The organism is Taibaiella helva (assembly GCF_003545695.1).
Lineage (GTDB): Bacteria > Bacteroidota > Bacteroidia > Chitinophagales > Chitinophagaceae > Taibaiella > Taibaiella helva.
Map to the genome: position 1 here is coordinate 473,311 of NZ_QUZZ01000001.1, position 17,561 is coordinate 490,871.

Here is a 17,561-nt window from a genome sequence, read left to right on the forward strand (position 1 = left end):
AGGGTTGAATTAAGCCGGCTGCAGCAGCGGGTCGGCGTCCTGGTTGAGGAAACGTTCTGCTTTCATCATGTCTTCGTGCAGCACCCGGTCGGCATCGTTGAAAGACACTTCTTTCCGGAAAGCTGTCAGCAGGTTTTCCAGCGCAGGCGAGCTGAGGCCCGGCCGGCGGAAATCCATAGCCTGGGCTGCACAGAGCAACTCGATGGCCAGCACACGCTGTACATTTTCGATCACCTTCTTCAGTTTGGTGGCTGCATTGGCACCCATGCTTACATGATCTTCCTGGCCGTTGCTGCTCACGATGCTGTCGACAGATGCCGGTGTGCACAGCTGCTTGTTCTGGCTCACGATGGCGGCCGCAGTATATTGTGCGATCATAAAGCCGCTGTGCAATCCTGCATTCTTTGCCAGGAAAGGCTGCAGGCCTCTCTGGCCGCTCACCAGGAGATAGGTCCTCCGTTCAGAAATGTTGGCCAGCTCGGCCATAGCGATGGCAAAGAAGTCGAGATGCAGCGCCAGGGGTTGTCCGTGGAAATTGCCGCCGCTGAGGATCTGGTCTTCTTCTTCGAAAACAATGGGATTGTCCGTCACCGAATTGATCTCGGTCTCCACCACCTCCGTGATATGACGGATCACGTCTTTGGTAGCGCCGTGCACCTGGGGTACGCAGCGGAAAGAGTAAGGATCCTGCACTTGTGTTTTTACATGTTGCTGTAAGGCGCTGCCCTGCAGCAGCTCGCGCACTGCAGCTGCCGTTTCGATCTGTCCGGCATGCGGGCGTACTCGGTGGATGGGATGGGAAAAAGGTTCCGCTTTGCCGTCGAAAGCTTCCAGCGACAAGGCGGCGATCACGTCGGCCCAGCGCTGCAGGCGACCGGCCTGTAGCAGCGCCCAGCTGGCATAGCTGCTCATGAACTGTGTGCCGTTGAGCAGTGCCAGTCCTTCCTTGGCATGCAGGGGAAGGGCTTCGAGACCGTAGTGAGCCAGCGCCGCTCCGGAGGCCGTCTTTTTATTTTGCCAGCGCACTTCACCTTTGCCCAGCAGGGGGAGGCTGAGATGCGCCAGCGGCGCGAGATCGCCGGAGGCGCCGAGCGAGCCCTGCTCGTATACTACGGGGAGAATATCTTCATTATAAAAAGCCACCAGCCTTTGCAGAGTGTCTTCATGGATACCGCTGAAGCCCTGGGCCAAGCCACGTATCTTAAGCAGCAGCATCAGCTTTACGATAGCCTCCGGCACCTCGTCGCCGAAGCCGCAGGAGTGAGAGGTAACCAGGTTTTCCTGCAGGGCTTTCAGCTGATCGTCGTCGATACGCACGTTGCAGAGCGAGCCGAAGCCGGTATTGATGCCATAATAGGTACCGCCGCCGGCGATCTTATTGTCCAGGTAATTCCTGTTGGCCCTCACCTTTTCCAGGTCGGAAGCGCTGAGCGATATTTTTTCGTTTAAAGTTTCTTTGAGGTTGGCTATGGTAAAATGCGCCGATAGTTCCATAAATGCGTTATTGTAGGAGCGCAAAGATAAATCTATTCTCCTTCATTTAAGGCTACCGGAACATCTGGGAGGCGCTGCCCCATGTTTCATTTCTTCCTGCCGAAGGACCGGGTCCGCAGGTAATTGTTGACGCCGGGCATGAAGAAGCGGCCTATCGGTATCCGGCTGTTGGCCAGCAACAGCTCGTCGGCTGTAAAAGAGGTAATGAATTCGGGATTGACGGCATAGGTTTTATGCACTCTCAGGAACTGCACATTGTTGTTGTTTTCCTGGATAAAAGTGGACAGCGGCATGCGGATCAGCCTTTTACCGAAGGTAAAATGCAGCTCGGTATATTTACCATTGGCTTTCACATAAGCCAGCGATCTCAGGTCCAGCTTTTCATAGCGCGTGCCGGTCTTCAGGAACAGCTCGCAGTCCTGGTCGCTGATATTGGCTGCCTCTTCCGTATCGGGAATGGCCAGCTCGATCGCGGCAAACAGGGATTCCCGCATGAAGGGTTTCACCAGGAAAGCCGCGGGATGATATTTTTTTACAGAAGCAATGGTACCAGCATCGCTGTGCGCCGTCAGTACGATAAAGGGGATATTGAGCTTGTGCTCATACAGGTAAGCGGCAACTTCCAGCCCCGACCGGTTATGGCTCAGGTTAAGGTCGAGCAGCACCAGGTTGGGAGAAAAGCTCCGGATCATGGCTATAGCATCATCCGGGTTGTCTACAGGCTCATAAGGGGAATATTCAAGCAGGTTCAGCAGCTGGTAGAGGCTTTCAGCGATGATCGCCTCATCCTCAAGGATCAGGATTCTCATAAAATGCCGGTTGGGTTTGGTCTTGGTTCGTCGTGTACTCCGGTTACTGTTTATTGGCGCTTATTGGTCTTACTAAAGATCATCAGGTACTGGATCTTGCCCGACTGTTCTTTCTCCACCAGTATTTTGGCATCCATTTGCTTGGCCAGCTTATGGATCAGCCGGATGCCCGTTCCTGTTATCGTGGCTACATTGCCTTCTGCGGCGGCTTCCGGGCCATTGTCGCTGTAGGTGAAATGGTATTCCCCGTCGATCAGCCGGCACTCCATGGCGATGTAGCAGCCACCCACATAAGGCAGCACGTGTTTGAGGCTATTGATGAGCATTTCGTTCACTGCCAGGGCGAGGATAATCAGCTTTTCCAGCCCCAGCTTGTTGTCGTGCATCTGTATCCGCTGCTCTACAGGGTTTGAGGAGGAGGCCAGCAGCTCCAGCGTCATTACAACCATATTCTCAAAATAGGCCTGCATATCCACTTCCTTCATTTCCTCGCCTTCATACATCATCTGGTGCGCAATAGCCAGGGTGCGCATTTTGGTCTGTATCTCCCGCATGGAAAAATAAAGATCGTTCCCCGGCTTGTTCAGCTGCATCTCTACCATACTGCTGATGATCTGCAGGTTGTTCTTGACACGATGATGAATTTCTTTCAGCATCAGGCTGTTGCTTTCATCATGTTCCCTGATCTCCTTATTCTCCTCGGTGGTGATCCGGTTGCGGTTGCGGAAGCGGCGGTACAGGATCAGGGTAATGACAAGACCGGTGGTCAGCAATGCGGCCAGCGCATAGAGCAGCGATGACTGCCATTGCAGCTCCTGCCCATTGAGTTGCAGCTCGGCATTTTCCCTTTGCTTCAGCAGGTTGTCGGCTTCCAGCAACCGGTAATTGATGTCTCCGTAGGTGGCGCGATCCATGCTGCGCATGTCGGCATCCACCAGCAGCTGCTCTACCTCGTAAGCCTCCTTATACTGCCCCAGCCGTGCATAGGACTTGTGCAGCAGGTTCAGCAGGGGGATGGAATCTTTGGTATGTGCCAGCTCGTTGAGCAAGGGTGGGATCACCTGGTCCTTCTGGCCTTTAAGCAGGGCATAGCGGCTTTTTTCTTCGGCAAAAAGCCGGCCATAGGCCAGCTCTCCGTCGCTGAAATCGTTGCGGTCCTGTATCTGGGCAAAGTATTTCAGGAAGTCGTCCTGCTGGCCGGTTATAGAGAACAGGTGGGCGATCAGCAGGGAATAGCGGTGTTTGGTGGTCGAATCGGTAAGCCAGTCCAGCATCTGGCCCATCTTAAGCGTGTAGTGGCTGGCATTTGCCGTGTCGCCGGCTTTCGCATATGATGCGGCAATGTTGTAGGTCGCGCGCAGCACATTGGTGGCATTGAATGGCCGGGCCTGCAGCACGCCATCGTAGTGCATTTTGTAATAGCGTACTGCCTGTGGCAGGTTATTGTTGGCATCATATACCGAACCGATACCGAAGTAGCATTGGTACATGATGGCCTTATGCTTGTACTGGATGGCCAGCCGCAAGGCTTCCAGGTAGCATTCCATAGCGCGCCGGTAGCTCTCTCGGGTATAAAAAGCATAGTAGTACCGTCCCTGCACCAGGTAGAACGAATCCTGCTGCTCGGGAGGTATCCCGCTGAGCTGTTCTTTGGCATAGTCGGACAGGAAGCCGTCCTGGGCTTTTACCAGTGGAACAGAAAGCAGCAGCAGTGCAGATAAGATCAGTATTCGGAACACGGTTATTCAGTAATTATAGGGCTAAGATCTCGTTTGTGTCCTGCTTTTGAAGGACAAAAATCTGTTGTTCATGCACAAAGGTAGGTGCAATGATTTTTCGTATGAGCACCTGCTCCTATTTTTGTAGTATAAAATGATGATTTTTTATAAGTAATTCATTTTAAGGTTTATAAAAATAAAACTATACACAATAAATCATAATTATTACTACTAGTTGGTAATTATTGTATAATACTTATAGTTTTCTTTAACAAAATTAACAAAAGCAGGTGTATTCTGCAAGGGCATGGGCGAACTTTACTTCTCTAAACTTAGAAATAATATCGTTACGCTTCTATACGCGTGCGGGTTATTTTTATTGTGCTCTCTCGCAGACATAAAGGCGGCTAAGGCGCAAAGGGTATATGCGGATGACCAGACGACCGCGAACACACTCTTCGGTTCAATTACTAATCCAACCAGAGCAACGGATGTCGATACCAGCAATTTTTCCACGCTGAGCGTAACACTGGGTGCGTTGGGCCTGCTTTCGGCGACACAAAACCTCCGTTTTACACAGGCGGGCTCCTTACCTTTACCCACTTCGCCCATGATGGTGCGCTTCGGCTCGAGCAGCGCTGTGCTGGGGCTGGTCAACGGCATTATTCTGCAGCGGACGAATGGCGGTATCAATAACCCGGTAGGGCCTTCTTATACGGCGGGCACGTTGCTGGATCTGCTGAACCTGGCCAATGCTGGTTCTTCGCCCGAAGTGGTGCTGCCCATACCCGGTGTGGCCGGTGCGGCTAATGATGGCGTATACCTGCAGGTGAATACAGTGCTTGGTGTAGCGCTATCAGCAAAGCTGTATTATGCATTCTTCATCAAGGCGCCGGTAGTGTCTGATCAGACCATCTGCAGCGGTGTGAGCACCACGCTTACGATCACCAATCCGCAGGTCGGTTATACTTACCGCTGGTATGATTCGCTTACAGGAGGTACTCAGCTCCAGGGTAGCGCCAGTACTACTTTCGCAGTAAGTGGCTTGTCTGCTACCAAGGTCTATTATGTAGAAGCCTGTGAAAGCAGCAGCGCCACAGCCTACCGTTCGGGCCGCACGGCAGTTACCGTCACTGTAAGGCCTTTGCCTGCGGCGCCGGGCTTTGCGGGAGTACCGGCGATCTGCAGCGGCGGCACAACGACGCTGAATGTCACGGGCTCCGATACCGGTGCGGTCTATCGCTGGTATACGGATCCTTCAGGAGGAGCCAGCTTCTTTACGGGAAGCAGCTATACCACGCCGGGGCTCGCCGATACAACCCGGTACTATGTAGACGCCTACCGGGCCTCGAGCGGCTGCGTCAGCAGCGTGCGTACCCTGGTGCAGGTGAATGTAAGGCCCCTCCCCGGCATTACATTCACCTCCCCGTTTTACCTGTGCCAGTCCAGAACACAAGCCCAGCTTAACTATACAGCCGCGATAAACAGTCCTTCGATCTACAGCATCGCCTGGAGCGCCGGGGCGCTGTCAGCCGGCTTCACCAATGTGCCGAATACTGCTTTCCCTGCAAGTCCGTTCAATATCACCATACCGGGAAATGCTGCGCCGCAATCTTATGCAGGCACGCTGACGCTGACCGGAGCCAATACCTGCACGCGCAGCTATCTGTTCACACTGGTCATACAGCCTACACCGCATCCATCGCCGCCATCAACCAGTTTTCAATAACCCGGATCATCTAACCGGAATAAACAAATCAACACAACCTTTTTCCAACACAAACTAAAACAGATTTATGAACAAGAACATCCTCAAACCGATTATCCTGGCCCTGCTGTTGCTGACAGGCACGCTGGGCCTTCATGCCGCCCGCTACGATACCTCCTATGTGTGTAGCGGTACACAGGTAGTGCTTGCAGCGCAAAATACTACAGGGTACACTTTCCGCTGGCTCGATGAAGCCAATAGCCAGGTAGGTAACACCGCTACCTATACTATACCAGGTACTGCTTCCGGTGTTACCAATGTACCAAGCAATACGCCGGTACGGCTGATCTATAAGCTGATCGTCGATTCCACCGGCGGGGCTACCTGTTCGTCCGATACGTTTTATAAGATTGTTTATGCGCTGCCGGCTTTTAATGTAGCCATCGACAGCGGCGCTGTGTTCTATTGCGTCGGCAGCATACCGACCAACATCGTGCTGGCCAGCAATGTCACCGCCAACAATACCACGAACCCGCCCAGCCTGACCGGCCTCCCAGCCTATGTGTCGCTGGCTTACTCCTGGGTAAATACAGCGCCGAGCCCTGCCGGTACGCCGGGAGGCACGCCCACAGGACAGACCTATACCATACCCGGATCGTCGCTCATTTCGGCTGGCCCTGGCTCCTATCCTTATTCCAATACAGTAGCATATAGCCTCGGCACGTATTCTCTGGGTGTAGGGGCATCGGCTACCGGCACCTGTTCGGTAACCAAAAGCATTACAGTGGATGTTACACCACAGCCTTCTATACAGAACGTGAACGTAACGACCACGTTCCAGTAGCAGGTAATTTCGTCAGCCAGGCTGCTCGAAGAAAAATTCCGGGAGGTATATGGGAGCGCCTTTGCCAGTTGTGCGCGGCCCTTCCTCCTGGTTAGTTTACAGTTGAACTGATGCTAAATCCAGCAATGATGCTCCGACTTCTATGCTTATGTCTTCTGCTGCTCGGCTGTTACACCGTTCGCGCACAAAGCACCCCTGATAAGGAGGTGACGATGTGTGTGGGCGATACCGTGACCATGAGCGCCGAAGTGCTTTATGCGGACAGCCTGCAGTGGTTTCGCAACGATATGCCGGTCATGGGAGCCAACAAGGATACGCTTGTATACCTTGAAGGAGGGCTGTTCTACCTGCGGGCCTATTCTGGAAAGGGTGTCTGTATGGACCGGTCGGGCGATATCAGGGTCTTTGTCACGTCGCCACAGACCGTCGACGATCATATCATAGCCCCGCTGGGCAAGCCGGTGTCTTTCGATGCGCTGGCCAATGATCAGCCCCTGTGCGCGCCTTTCGACAGGAATACCTTTGCTATTGTTTCGCCGCCCTCCATTGGTACCCTTACCTCCTGGGAGCAAGGCTATATCGTTTATAAACCCTCAACCACAATCATCGGCACCGACAGGTTTACTTACCGTGTGAAAGACGTGGACGGCAGGCTGGCCAATGAGGCTACCGTATACCTGGAGCTGATCGTCGACTGTGCCATACTCTATCCCAATCCTGCAGACCAGATCCTGCACGTTACCGTCAACAATAAGCGTATCTATGCGCTGAAGATATACGATGCCACCGGACGGGAGATGTACCGTACGGTAGTGAGCAAGACTGCATTTGATATCGATATCAGCGCCTATGCCCAGGGCATGTACATCGTGGATCTGCTGGAGCATGACGGCAGCGGATGCACGATAAAAATTCATAAAAAATAATAGCAGCAAGAGGTTGGTTTTTATTCCGGGTATAAAGGCTGCTCCCGGCTTTTATTTGCTGCAAATCTTAAAAGAAGTTCCGTTTTCGTCATAAATGGAACTTCTTTTTTTATTTTTAGCCCGTAATCACAATATTTATATGCCTCATCCCTTATTCCGGAAGAAGTCCATTGGTACCATAATCAAAGATGCTGAGCAAGGGCTGGGCGATAGCGAAGGGCATGCCGGTGGTCTTAAGAGAGTGCTTACGGTAAGAGATCTTACTTTTTTCGGGATCGCCGCCATCCTGGGCGCCGGCAGTTTTAGCAGTCTCGGCGGCGCTATTTTCCATGGCGGCCCGGGTGTTGTAGTACTGTTTGTGATTACGGCGATTGCCTGTGCCTTCACTGCAATGTGCTATTCTGAATTTGCCAGCCGCATACCGGTAGCCGGCAGCGCCTATACCTATTCCTATGCCAGCTTCGGCGAGCTTTTTGCCTGGATGATCGGCTGGGCGCTGATCATGGAATATTCGATCGGTAATATTTATGTGGCCTACAGCTGGAGCGATTACTTTACCTCGCTGCTGGGCAAAATGCATATCCATATGCCGGCATACCTGTCGACCAGCTATATGGAGGCCAAGCATGCCGTGGCCCGCGGCACGATCAACAAGGAGATACTGGAAGCCTGGAACAACGCACCAATAGTGGGCGGCTTGCGTATCATCCTCGATGTGCCTGCCCTGATCATTAATGTGCTGATCACCTACCTGGTCTTTATAGGGGTAAAGGAAAGCCGGAATTTCAGCAACCTCATGGTTGTGCTGAAGCTGGCGGTGGTGCTGCTGATCATTGTTGTGGGCGGTTACCTGGTGTTTGCTCATGATCTTACCGCCAACTGGAACCCATCAGGTAAGGCCGGCGACCACTCTTTTATGCCTAACGGCTTTGGCGCTGTAATGATGGCGGTAAGCGGCGTGTTCTTTGCTTATATCGGCTTCGATGCTGTGAGCGTGCTTGCCGAGGAAAGCAAGAATCCCCAACGCGACCTGCCCCGGGGAATGATCCTGTCGCTGGTATCCTGTACCATTATCTATATCCTGCTTACCCTCGTGCTTACCGGTGCAGTAGATTACCGCAGCTTCGATGGGGTGGGCGATCCGCTGGCCTTTATCTTCGAGCCGGAGCACCTCAATGTAGGCTGGATGCAGTTCTTCGTGGCGGTAACGGCAGTAATTGCCATGACCAGCGTGCTGCTGGTGTTCCAGATGGGACAGCCCCGCATATGGATGAGCATGAGCCGCGACGGCCTGCTCCCGCCTGTATTCCAACGAATCCACCCGCGGCACAAGACGCCTTCCTTTTCTACTATCGTTACCGGCCTGGTGGTGGGCATACCTATCTTATTTACCGATAAGACCTTTGTGCTCGACTTTACCAGCATTGCCACTTTGTTTGCCTTTGTGCTGGTCTGCGGCGGTGTTTTGCTCATTCCCCGTAAAGATAAGGTGGCCGGGCGTTTCCAGCTACCCTATATCAACGGCCGTTTCATCTTTCCCTTTATCGTGCTGCTCGCCATCCTGCTGGCCTGGTTTTTTAATCCTGCTTACTTCGGCGACCTGCTGCGCTTCGATTATTCCGGTATCCCCGATTATGTCGCGGGGAAAACGAGCTTTTGGGATATAGCTGTACCGCAGATCTCCCTGATCATTTTCTGGCTCTTCGCAGTCATACTGGCCGTGTTTTCCTTTATGAAGCAATATTCCCTGATTCCTTTGATGGGGATCATTACCTGTTCTTATCTGCTGACCGGTATGAGCAAAAGCAATTGGGTCTGGTTCATTGGCTGGCTGGTATTGGGCCTGGTGGTCTATTTCCTGTATGGCTATAAAAACAGCAAATTAAATCGGGGGAAGGTTGTGGAATAAGCTTGTCGCCTGCATCCTGAGCAGAAACATCGGTCCGTGAAAAAATATCTGCTACCCCTTCTTATCTGTTTATGCCTGGGTTCCGGCTGTACGGAAGAAGGCGTCTTTTTGTCTTCCTGGCTGAATACCGGTAATCTTGAAACGAATTATTACGATATCGATCTTACCCGGGACACCTTGCTGCATACCGCAAAGGGCGCCGAGATCAGGATTCCTGCAGGCGCTATCGTCGCGGGCAGTAAAAAGACCGTACGGCTGGCTGTACAGGAGGCATATAGTATAGAAGATATGGTAAGGGCGGGGCTGACGACAAAAAGCGGCGACCGTCCACTGAGCAGCGGCGGCATGATCAGCATTAAAGCCGGGGACAAGGAGGCGCGCATTGTAAAAGCCTTGCAGATAGGAATGCCCTCGCAGCATGCCGATCAGAATATGCAATTGTTTAAGGGTAAAGAAGATAACGATGGCCGTATTGATTGGGTAGACCCGCAACCGCTGACGGCGCCGAAGGTTTTCGATACCATTGCTGCAGGGAAGGCCTTGTTTGAGAACAATTGCGGCTCCTGCCATAATCCTGTTAAAGATCTTACGGGGCCTTCATTGGCTTTCATTCCACAGCGCCGCGACCGGAAATGGCTGAAGCAATTTATCCATAACAGCGCGAAGCTGATCGCAGAGGGCGACCCGCTCGCCAATTGTCTCTACGAGCGTTGGAATAAGACCGCAATGACGGCCTTTCCTACGCTTACCGATGCAGAGCTGGAGAGCCTGTACCGTTACATCGACCAGGAAAGCAAATACCTGAATCCTGCCGACTATCCCGATTTTAAGGCCAGTTTCGACAGCTGCAGCACTTATTTTAAAATGAAGGCGGCGCTGGAAGGGAAGCGGCAGGACCTGATCACACAGAATGGTCCGGAAGTCGTGTATCGCTACACCGATAGCCTGTACCATACTTTTGAAGCGCCGGGCAACCTTGTTGTGCCTAAAGCAGATTACAGCACCTATTATCAATTCGAGATCAACATATTCGGCTGGTACAATGTGGATGCCTTCCTGGCAGACCTTCCCGGCTTTGTGCCCAGCAGCCTGAAAGCCAGCCTGGGCGGCAATTACCGCGGGCATACCAATATTTATCTCGTTATTCCGGGAGCAAGGGTGTTTGTCAGCGGGGGCTTGCTGAAGGGAGAAGCAGCAACTTATGGTTTTTATACCGACGATGGTCAATTACCCTTACCGCAGGGTAAAACGGCCTTTATTCTTGCCTTCACAGAGAAGGATGACCAGATCACTTTCGGCCTGACCCGCTTTACAACCGGCCGTGAAAATAACATCACCGTGACACCGGAAGCTACTGATAAGGCCACGATGAACCAGAAGATCAAAGCGCTCGACTTCAACCAGCTGAGCATCGAAGCCAAAGACGCCCGTAATGCCGATTCGATCCGGAAAATAGACAGGCGATTGAAAGACGTGGAGCAGCTGAAACCTAAAGGCTCGGATTGCGGCTGCCTGAGCCGGCCGGAAGGGGCTGGGGATTCCGCGATCACACGAGAGCTGAGATAAGATAAGGCGCCCTGGATAAGGCGCCTTTATAAGCAAACACAAACTAAAAGTAACATTAGCTGCAGCCTGTAGTAGTGCCGCAATTGGGGCACATATAGCAGGTGCCATTGCGTAAGGTGATATTGCCGCAATTACTGCAGGCGGGCGCATCGGCGCTGGTGCCCATCAGCTTCTTGGTATCAGCTTCGGTGGCTACGGGCTTGGGCGCTATGGCTTTCACCTTTTGCGGTACCAGCGCGGGTTGCGGCGCGGTGATCCTTACCTGCGACAGCTGCTGGCCGGCGGTATTGTCCGAGTGGTGTGGCAGCTTCTCGTCGTCGGTCACGTGCACCAGGTCTTCGCGGTCCAGGTATTCATAAGCCAGGGCTCTGAAAACGAAGTCCAGCACCGAGGTAGCCGTTTTGATGTTGGGATGTTCCACGATACCGCTGGGTTCAAAGCGGGTGAAAATGAACTTATCCACGTACTCTTCCAAGGGTACGCCATATTGCATTCCTACAGAAACGGCTATGGCAAAGCTGTTCAGCAGGCTTCGCATGGTAGCGCCTTCCTTGGCCATGTCGATGAATATCTCGCCCAGCGTGCCGTCGCTGTACTCGCCGGTACGCAGGAACAAAGGTTGGCCGCCTACTTTGGCTTTATAGGTGTAGCCACGACGTTTGGCCGGCAGCGTCTTACGCTCTACTATGCGCGACAGCTGGCGCTTCAGTTGGGTATCGGGGCTGGCCTGCACGCGCTTGTTCACTTCTTCCAGCAGGTCTTCGATCGTGAGCTGGCTCATATCGACGATGTGGCTTTCGGCTGCCGGTATTTCGGCCGGTGGGTCTTCTTTCTTTTTCTTGTCGCTCTTATTGCTCAGCGGCTGGCTCAGCTTGGAACCGTCGCGGTAAAGGGCACAGGCTTTGATGCCCAGCTCCCAGCTCAGGAAATAGCAATCCTTGATCTCTTCTACCGTAGCTTCATGCGGAAGGTTGATCGTTTTGGATATCGCCCCGCTGATAAAAGGTTGCGTAGCAGCCATCATACGGATGTGGCCATGGGCATGGATATAACGCTCGCCTTTGCGGCCGCATTTATTGGCGCAGTCGAATACCGGCAGGTGCTCGGGTTTCAGGTGGGGCGCGCCTTCGATCATCATGGTGCCGCAAACGTAATCGTTGGCCGCTTCTGTTTCCTGCTCGGTAAAGCCCAGGGCCTCCAGCAGGTTGAAGTTGTAATCAAAATATTGCTCCGGTTTGAAGCCCAGTCTTTGCAGGCACTCTTCGCCCAGGGTATAGGCATTGAATACGAAGCTGATCTCGAAAGCGCTTTCTACAGCAGCGTCCAGCTTCTTCAGCTCTTCGGCGATAAATCCTTTCTCACTGAGTGATTGATGGTTGATGAATGGCGCACCGGCAAAGGTGCCGTGGCCTTTGGCATATTTTACAATGGCATCGGCCTCATCGGCTTTGTAGCCCAGCTTCTTTAGCGCTGTAGGGATCGACTGGTTGATGATCTTGAAGTAACCGCCACCGCTTAATTTTTTGAATTTTACCAAAGCAAAATCGGGCTCGATACCGGTCGTATCGCAATCCATAACGAGACCGATCGTACCGGTAGGTGCGATCACCGTAGCTTGTGCGTTGCGATAGCCGTATTGCTCTCCCATCTGTACCGCTTCGTCCCAGGCCTTGGTAGCGGCGCTCAGCAGATAATCGGGGCAGTAGCGTGCGTTGATGCCCATGGGCTTGATCTCGAGTCCTTCGTAAGCATCGCCGGCATCATAGGCCGCGGCGCGGTGGTTGCGCATCACCCGCAGCATATGCTTCTTGTTTTCTTCATAACGGGGGAAAGCGCCCAGGTGCTGTGCCATCTCCGCGGAAGTCTTATAAGCCACGCCGTTCATAATGGCGGTGATGGCGCCGGCGATAGCCCTTGCCTCATTGCTGTCGTAGGCAATGCCGCTCACCATCAGCATGGAGCCGAGGTTGGCATAGCCCAGGCCCAGGGTGCGGTAGTCGTAACTGAGCTGCGCTACCTCGGGAGAGGGGAACTGGGCCATCAGCACCGAAATTTCTAGCACGACCGTCCACAGGCGTACCATGTATTCAAAGCCCGCGACATCGAAGGTGCTGCTGGCCTCGTCGAAGAAGCGGCGCAGGTTGAGCGAGGCCAGGTTGCAGGCGGTGTTGTCGAGGAACATATATTCGCTGCAGGGATTGGAAGCCCGTATGGCGCCGCCTTCGGGGCAGGTATGCCATTCGTTGATGGTGCTGTCGTACTGTGTGCCGGGATCGGCGCAGCGCCAGGCGGCATAGGCGATCTTTTCCCACATCTCTTTGGCCGGAATGGAGCGCATTACCCTGCCGTCGGTGCGGGCGGTGAGCGTCCAGTCCTCGTTGTTGATCAGCTTGCGGAAGAAGGCATTCGGTACCCTTACGGAATTGTTGGAGTTCTGGCCGGAGACGGTGCGGTAGGCCTCGCCTTCATAATCGGAAGCATAGCCGGCAGCAATAAGGGCTGCTACCTTCTTCTCTTCCTCTACTTTCCAGTCGATGAAGTCGATCACTTCGGGATGATCCAGGTCGAGGCATACCATCTTGGCGGCGCGGCGGGTGGTACCGCCGCTCTTGATCGCGCCGGCGGCGCGGTCGCCGATCTTAAGGAAGCTCATCAGGCCGCTGGAAGTACCGCCGCCGCTGAGCTTTTCTCCTTCCGCGCGGATATTGGAATAATTGGTGCCTACGCCGCTGCCGTATTTAAAGATGCGGGCTTCCCGGGTCCAGAGGTCCATAATGCCACCCTGGTTGACCAGGTCATCTTCGACGCTGAGAATAAAGCAGGCATGCGGTTGGGGGCGTTCATAGGCATTTGTTGAGCGTTCCAGCTTACCGGTAACCGGGTCGACATAGAAGTGACCCTGGGCCTTCCCGTTGATGCCATAGCTATTGTAGAGGCCTGTATTGAACCATTGGGGGGAATTGGGCGCGCAGCTTTGCTGCAGGATGCTGTACACCAGCTCGTCATAGAAAACGGCAGCATCCTTTTCCGAGGCGAAATAGCCATATTTCCAGCCCCAGCTGCGCCAGCACTCGGCCAGGCGATGCGCTACCTGCTTAATAGAAGTCTCCCGGCCCAGGCTGCCATCCGGTTGCGGCACCCCCGCCTTCCTGAAATATTTCTGGGCCAGGATATCGGTAGCGATCTGCGACCAATGGCTGGGCACTTCGACGTCGGTCATCTCGAATACCTTCTCCCCGTTGGGATTCCGGATCACAGAAGTTCGGTAATCATATTGGAAAAGGTCAAAAACGGGAATGTCTTCCCGGCTGTAGTGTCGCTGGAAAGATAAGCCTTTGCCTTTGTCGGTTGTCTTGGATTTACTCATGGGAGCGCGATTTTATTGAAGATAATGATTGCGGGTGCTTACGAAGTTAGAGCAGATATTAAGGAAAAGTCCTTTTTAATATCCACAGCCCTGTGGATAAAGTTCAGGTCTGCTATCTGAACTTTTATCACCGTGCCCAACGAAAAAACCACGCCGGAATGGCGTGGTTTTTATAAAGCATTTTATAAGTGTTCTTATCTGCGGCCACCGCTCATGCGGGCGCCACCGCCGCCACCAAAACCACCACCGCTGCTGCGTGCCGGTGAGGGGCTGCTGAAGCTGCGGGAGGGTTGTGCTCTCTCCATGTTGAAGCTGCGGGAAGGTTGCGCGCGTTCTACATTGTAGCTGCGTGAAGGCTGTGCGCGTTCCATATTGCCGCGGTTCATGTTTTCGGAGCTGTTGCCACGGAATACATTACCGAAGAAGCCGCCGCGGCGTGCCGGTGCAGCTTCCTGCATCTGCTGCCTTCCACCTGCTGCTCCCTGGTTTATTTCCGCGGCGCCACGATCGTTCAACCGGATTGCCTGGTTATTATTGTCAAATGAGCGGTTAGCGCGTACACGCTGGTCGTCGACCTGCATGCCGCCCCTGTTCATCGTATTGCCGTTGAGCCTAACTGCATTATCGCGGTTCATCATAACAGCGTTTCCGCCGCGACCTCTCATGGGCTGCATTACGGTTCCGTTGCCATTCACGTTCATGGCGCGCATATTGCTGGCGCGGCCATAAGCGCCGGCATTCATCATACCGTTGCGGGCGCCGCGGGGACCGTAATTAACACTGCGGCCGTAGCTGCCATAACGGCCATCGTTGATGCCCGCATAGTAGCCGTTCCAGTAGCCGAGGCCATAACCGCCGCCCCAGCCCCAACCGGGGTAATACCAGGAGCCGAAGCCACCATAGCCGAACCAGGTGTTCATGCCCCAGCAGTTGTTCCAGTAAGGACCACCGCCCCAGCCCCAGCCAATACCAATGCTGATGCCGGGAGTATACCAGCCGCCCCAGCCGTAGTAAGGGTTCATATAGAACGGATCGTACCAGAAGGGACTATACACACCGCCCCAATAGCCTACAGAGGCCATAGGGTAGTAGAACCTGCGGATACGGGAAGTATAGGAATCATCGTCGTAGTCGATATAAGCGTCGTCGTCGTTGCCGTAGGAGTTGTTGTACACCTGGGCATTGCCGTCGTAGCCGCCATTGCTGTAGCTGTTCGAGCTGTTGTAATACTCAGCGTCGCCCTGCTGCGCCTCCTGTTGTTTCTTCTGCTTCTTAGCCTCTGCTTTAGCATCTTTCTGCGCCTGGGAACCGTTGTAATAGACGTCGTCTACATAGCTGCCGTTGCTTTGGGCGAAAGCAGCGGAGCCGGAGAACAGCGCCATAACAAGGCCGGCAAAAAATAAGCGTTTCATGTGAGCGTATTTTGAATTTCCTAATGTTGTTTCTCTAAAAAGTTAAAGACCTAATGCCAGTCTGAATAGCTTCTTTGCATCCAAAAATACTACATTTGCGGCAATTCGGAGGTTTACTTCTTATATAGAAATATAGACATTAACTAATCAATAAGGTTTAATCGCATGAGTAAAGAAATTACGAGCCGGGAACAGGATTACTCCCAGTGGTACAACGATCTGGTCTTAAAAGGGGAGCTGGCCGACTATTCGGCGGTGAGGGGCTGTATGGTCATCAAGCCTTACGGTTTCGCTCTTTGGGAGAACATGCGGGACCAGCTCGACCGGATGTTTAAAGAGACTGGCCACCGGAACGCCTATTTCCCCTTGTTTGTGCCCAAAAGCTTATTTGAGGCGGAGGAAAAAAATGCGGAAGGCTTTGCCAAGGAATGCGCCGTGGTAACACACTATCGCCTGAAGACCGATCCTGAGCACAAAGGCAAGCTGATCGTAGATCCCGAGGCCCGCCTGGAAGAAGAGCTGGTGGTGCGACCCACGTCGGAGGCCATTATCTGGAATACCTATAAAGGCTGGATCCAATCCTACCGCGATCTGCCCATCCTTATCAACCAATGGGCCAACGTGGTGCGCTGGGAAATGCGTACCCGCCTGTTCCTGCGTACAGCCGAATTCCTGTGGCAGGAAGGGCATACTGCGCATGCTACCAAGGAGGAGGCCCTGGAGGAAACCCGCAAAATGCTGGAGGTCTACGCCACTTTTGCTGAAGAATACATGGCGCTGCCTGTGGTCAAGGGTGTAAAATCGGCCAATGAACGCTTTGCCGGCGCCGAAGATACTTATTGCATCGAAGCCCTGATGCAGGACGGGAAAGCCCTGCAGGCGGGAACTTCGCATTTCCTGGGACAAAACTTCGCCAAAGCTTTCGATGTGAAGTTTGCCGATAAGGAAAACAAGCTGGAATATGTATGGGCAACCAGCTGGGGTGTGAGCACCCGCCTCATCGGCGCGCTGGTAATGGCGCACAGCGATGACAGCGGCCTGGTGCTGCCGCCGAAAATTGCGCCGCTGCAGGTGGTGCTGGTACCGGTGTACAAAGGGCCTGAATCCAAAGTGGTGATAGACGAGAGGGCGCAGAGTATCGTTAAAGAACTGAAAGCCAAAGGTATATCGGTTAAATTTGACGATGACGACAGCACGCGTCCGGGTTGGAAATTCGCCCAATACGAGCTTCAGGGTGTGCCTGTGCGTATTGCGCTGGGACTGAGGGACATAGAGAATAATCAGGCCGAGGTGGCCCGCAGAGATACCAAAGAAAAGCAAACCGTTGCGCTCGACGGCCTGGTGGCCCATGCGGCCGCTTTGCTGGAAGAGATCCAGGAGGCTATGTTCAACAAAGCCAAGGCTTTCCGGGACGATCATATCACAAGGGTCGATACCTGGGCCGAGTTTGAGCAGGTGCTGGAAGAAAAGGGCGGCTTTATTTCGGCGCATTGGGATGGTACGCCGGAGACCGAAGAAGAGATCAAAGCAAAAACCAAAGCAACGATACGCTGCATTCCGCTGAACAACGAGCAGGAGGAAGGAAAATGCATCCTTACCGGAAAGCCCTCAAAGGAAAGAGTGCTGTTTGCCAAAGCCTATTGATACCCATTATTATCGCCATGAGTAATTGACGGTTAATTCAGTACAGGAAGGAAAAAAAAATCCTTTTTTACCCAACCGCAGGTTTTTGACAGGGGTCTTATTATTTTGCAACCAAACAATGTTGTCTTTCTGTCAAATTTCATAACTTCAACGCTCATTTTTTT

At 53.2% G+C, this 17,561-nt stretch carries 11 protein-coding genes; 6 read left to right on the forward strand and 5 right to left on the reverse strand.

Features of this window, described 5'->3' with window-relative positions:
• Positions 1 to 9 precede the first annotated feature (9 nt).
• From hutH to DZC79_RS01970, 3 genes are all read right to left on the reverse strand, one after another.
• Complete coding sequence (gene hutH, locus DZC79_RS01960; RefSeq protein WP_118949853.1) at positions 10 to 1,494, reverse strand: histidine ammonia-lyase; 1,485 nt, start codon at positions 1,492 to 1,494, stop codon at positions 10 to 12.
• A gap of 86 nt (positions 1,495 to 1,580) precedes the next feature.
• Positions 1,581 to 2,303 (reverse strand): LytR/AlgR family response regulator transcription factor, encoded by a 723-nt coding sequence (locus DZC79_RS01965; protein WP_118949854.1) that lies wholly within the window; start codon positions 2,301 to 2,303, stop codon positions 1,581 to 1,583.
• Between the two features lie 50 nt (positions 2,304 to 2,353).
• On the reverse strand, positions 2,354 to 4,042 hold the full coding sequence (locus DZC79_RS01970) for a tetratricopeptide repeat-containing sensor histidine kinase (protein WP_118949855.1): 1,689 nt from the start codon (positions 4,040 to 4,042) through the stop codon (positions 2,354 to 2,356).
• Between the two features lie 358 nt (positions 4,043 to 4,400).
• Between DZC79_RS01970 and DZC79_RS01975 the strand changes: the two genes are divergently transcribed.
• The 5 genes from DZC79_RS01975 (at position 4,401) to DZC79_RS01995 (ending at position 10,974) form a co-directional block, all read left to right on the forward strand.
• A complete protein-coding gene (locus tag DZC79_RS01975; RefSeq protein ID WP_157976856.1) occupies positions 4,401 to 5,750 on the forward strand; it encodes an immunoglobulin domain-containing protein in 1,350 nt (449 codons plus the stop codon).
• 67 nt (positions 5,751 to 5,817) lie between these two features.
• Positions 5,818 to 6,573: a hypothetical protein gene (locus DZC79_RS01980; protein WP_118949857.1), complete on the forward strand. Its 756-nt coding sequence runs from the start codon at positions 5,818 to 5,820 to the stop codon at positions 6,571 to 6,573.
• A gap of 128 nt (positions 6,574 to 6,701) precedes the next feature.
• Complete coding sequence (locus DZC79_RS01985; RefSeq protein ID WP_198666731.1) at positions 6,702 to 7,499, forward strand: T9SS type A sorting domain-containing protein; 798 nt, start codon at positions 6,702 to 6,704, stop codon at positions 7,497 to 7,499.
• 139 nt (positions 7,500 to 7,638) lie between these two features.
• The gene (locus DZC79_RS01990) at positions 7,639 to 9,408 is read left to right on the forward strand and encodes an APC family permease (protein ID WP_118949859.1); all 1,770 of its coding nucleotides are present in this window, start codon (positions 7,639 to 7,641) and stop codon (positions 9,406 to 9,408) included.
• 36 nt (positions 9,409 to 9,444) lie between these two features.
• A complete protein-coding gene (locus tag DZC79_RS01995; protein WP_157976857.1) occupies positions 9,445 to 10,974 on the forward strand; it encodes a c-type cytochrome in 1,530 nt (509 codons plus the stop codon).
• A gap of 55 nt (positions 10,975 to 11,029) precedes the next feature.
• Here DZC79_RS01995 and DZC79_RS02000 read toward each other — a convergent pair whose 3' ends face one another.
• The gene (locus DZC79_RS02000; protein WP_118949861.1) at positions 11,030 to 14,341 is read right to left on the reverse strand and encodes a vitamin B12-dependent ribonucleotide reductase; all 3,312 of its coding nucleotides are present in this window, start codon (positions 14,339 to 14,341) and stop codon (positions 11,030 to 11,032) included.
• A gap of 194 nt (positions 14,342 to 14,535) precedes the next feature.
• Entirely contained in the window at positions 14,536 to 15,753 is a 1,218-nt protein-coding gene (locus DZC79_RS02005) for a hypothetical protein (RefSeq protein WP_157976858.1), read from the reverse strand.
• Positions 15,754 to 15,918: 165 nt separating this feature from the next.
• Here DZC79_RS02005 and proS point away from each other — a divergent pair, with 165 nt between their 5' ends.
• The gene (gene proS / locus DZC79_RS02010; protein ID WP_118949863.1) at positions 15,919 to 17,397 is read left to right on the forward strand and encodes a proline--tRNA ligase; all 1,479 of its coding nucleotides are present in this window, start codon (positions 15,919 to 15,921) and stop codon (positions 17,395 to 17,397) included.
• The last annotated feature ends 164 nt before the right edge of the window (positions 17,398 to 17,561 follow it).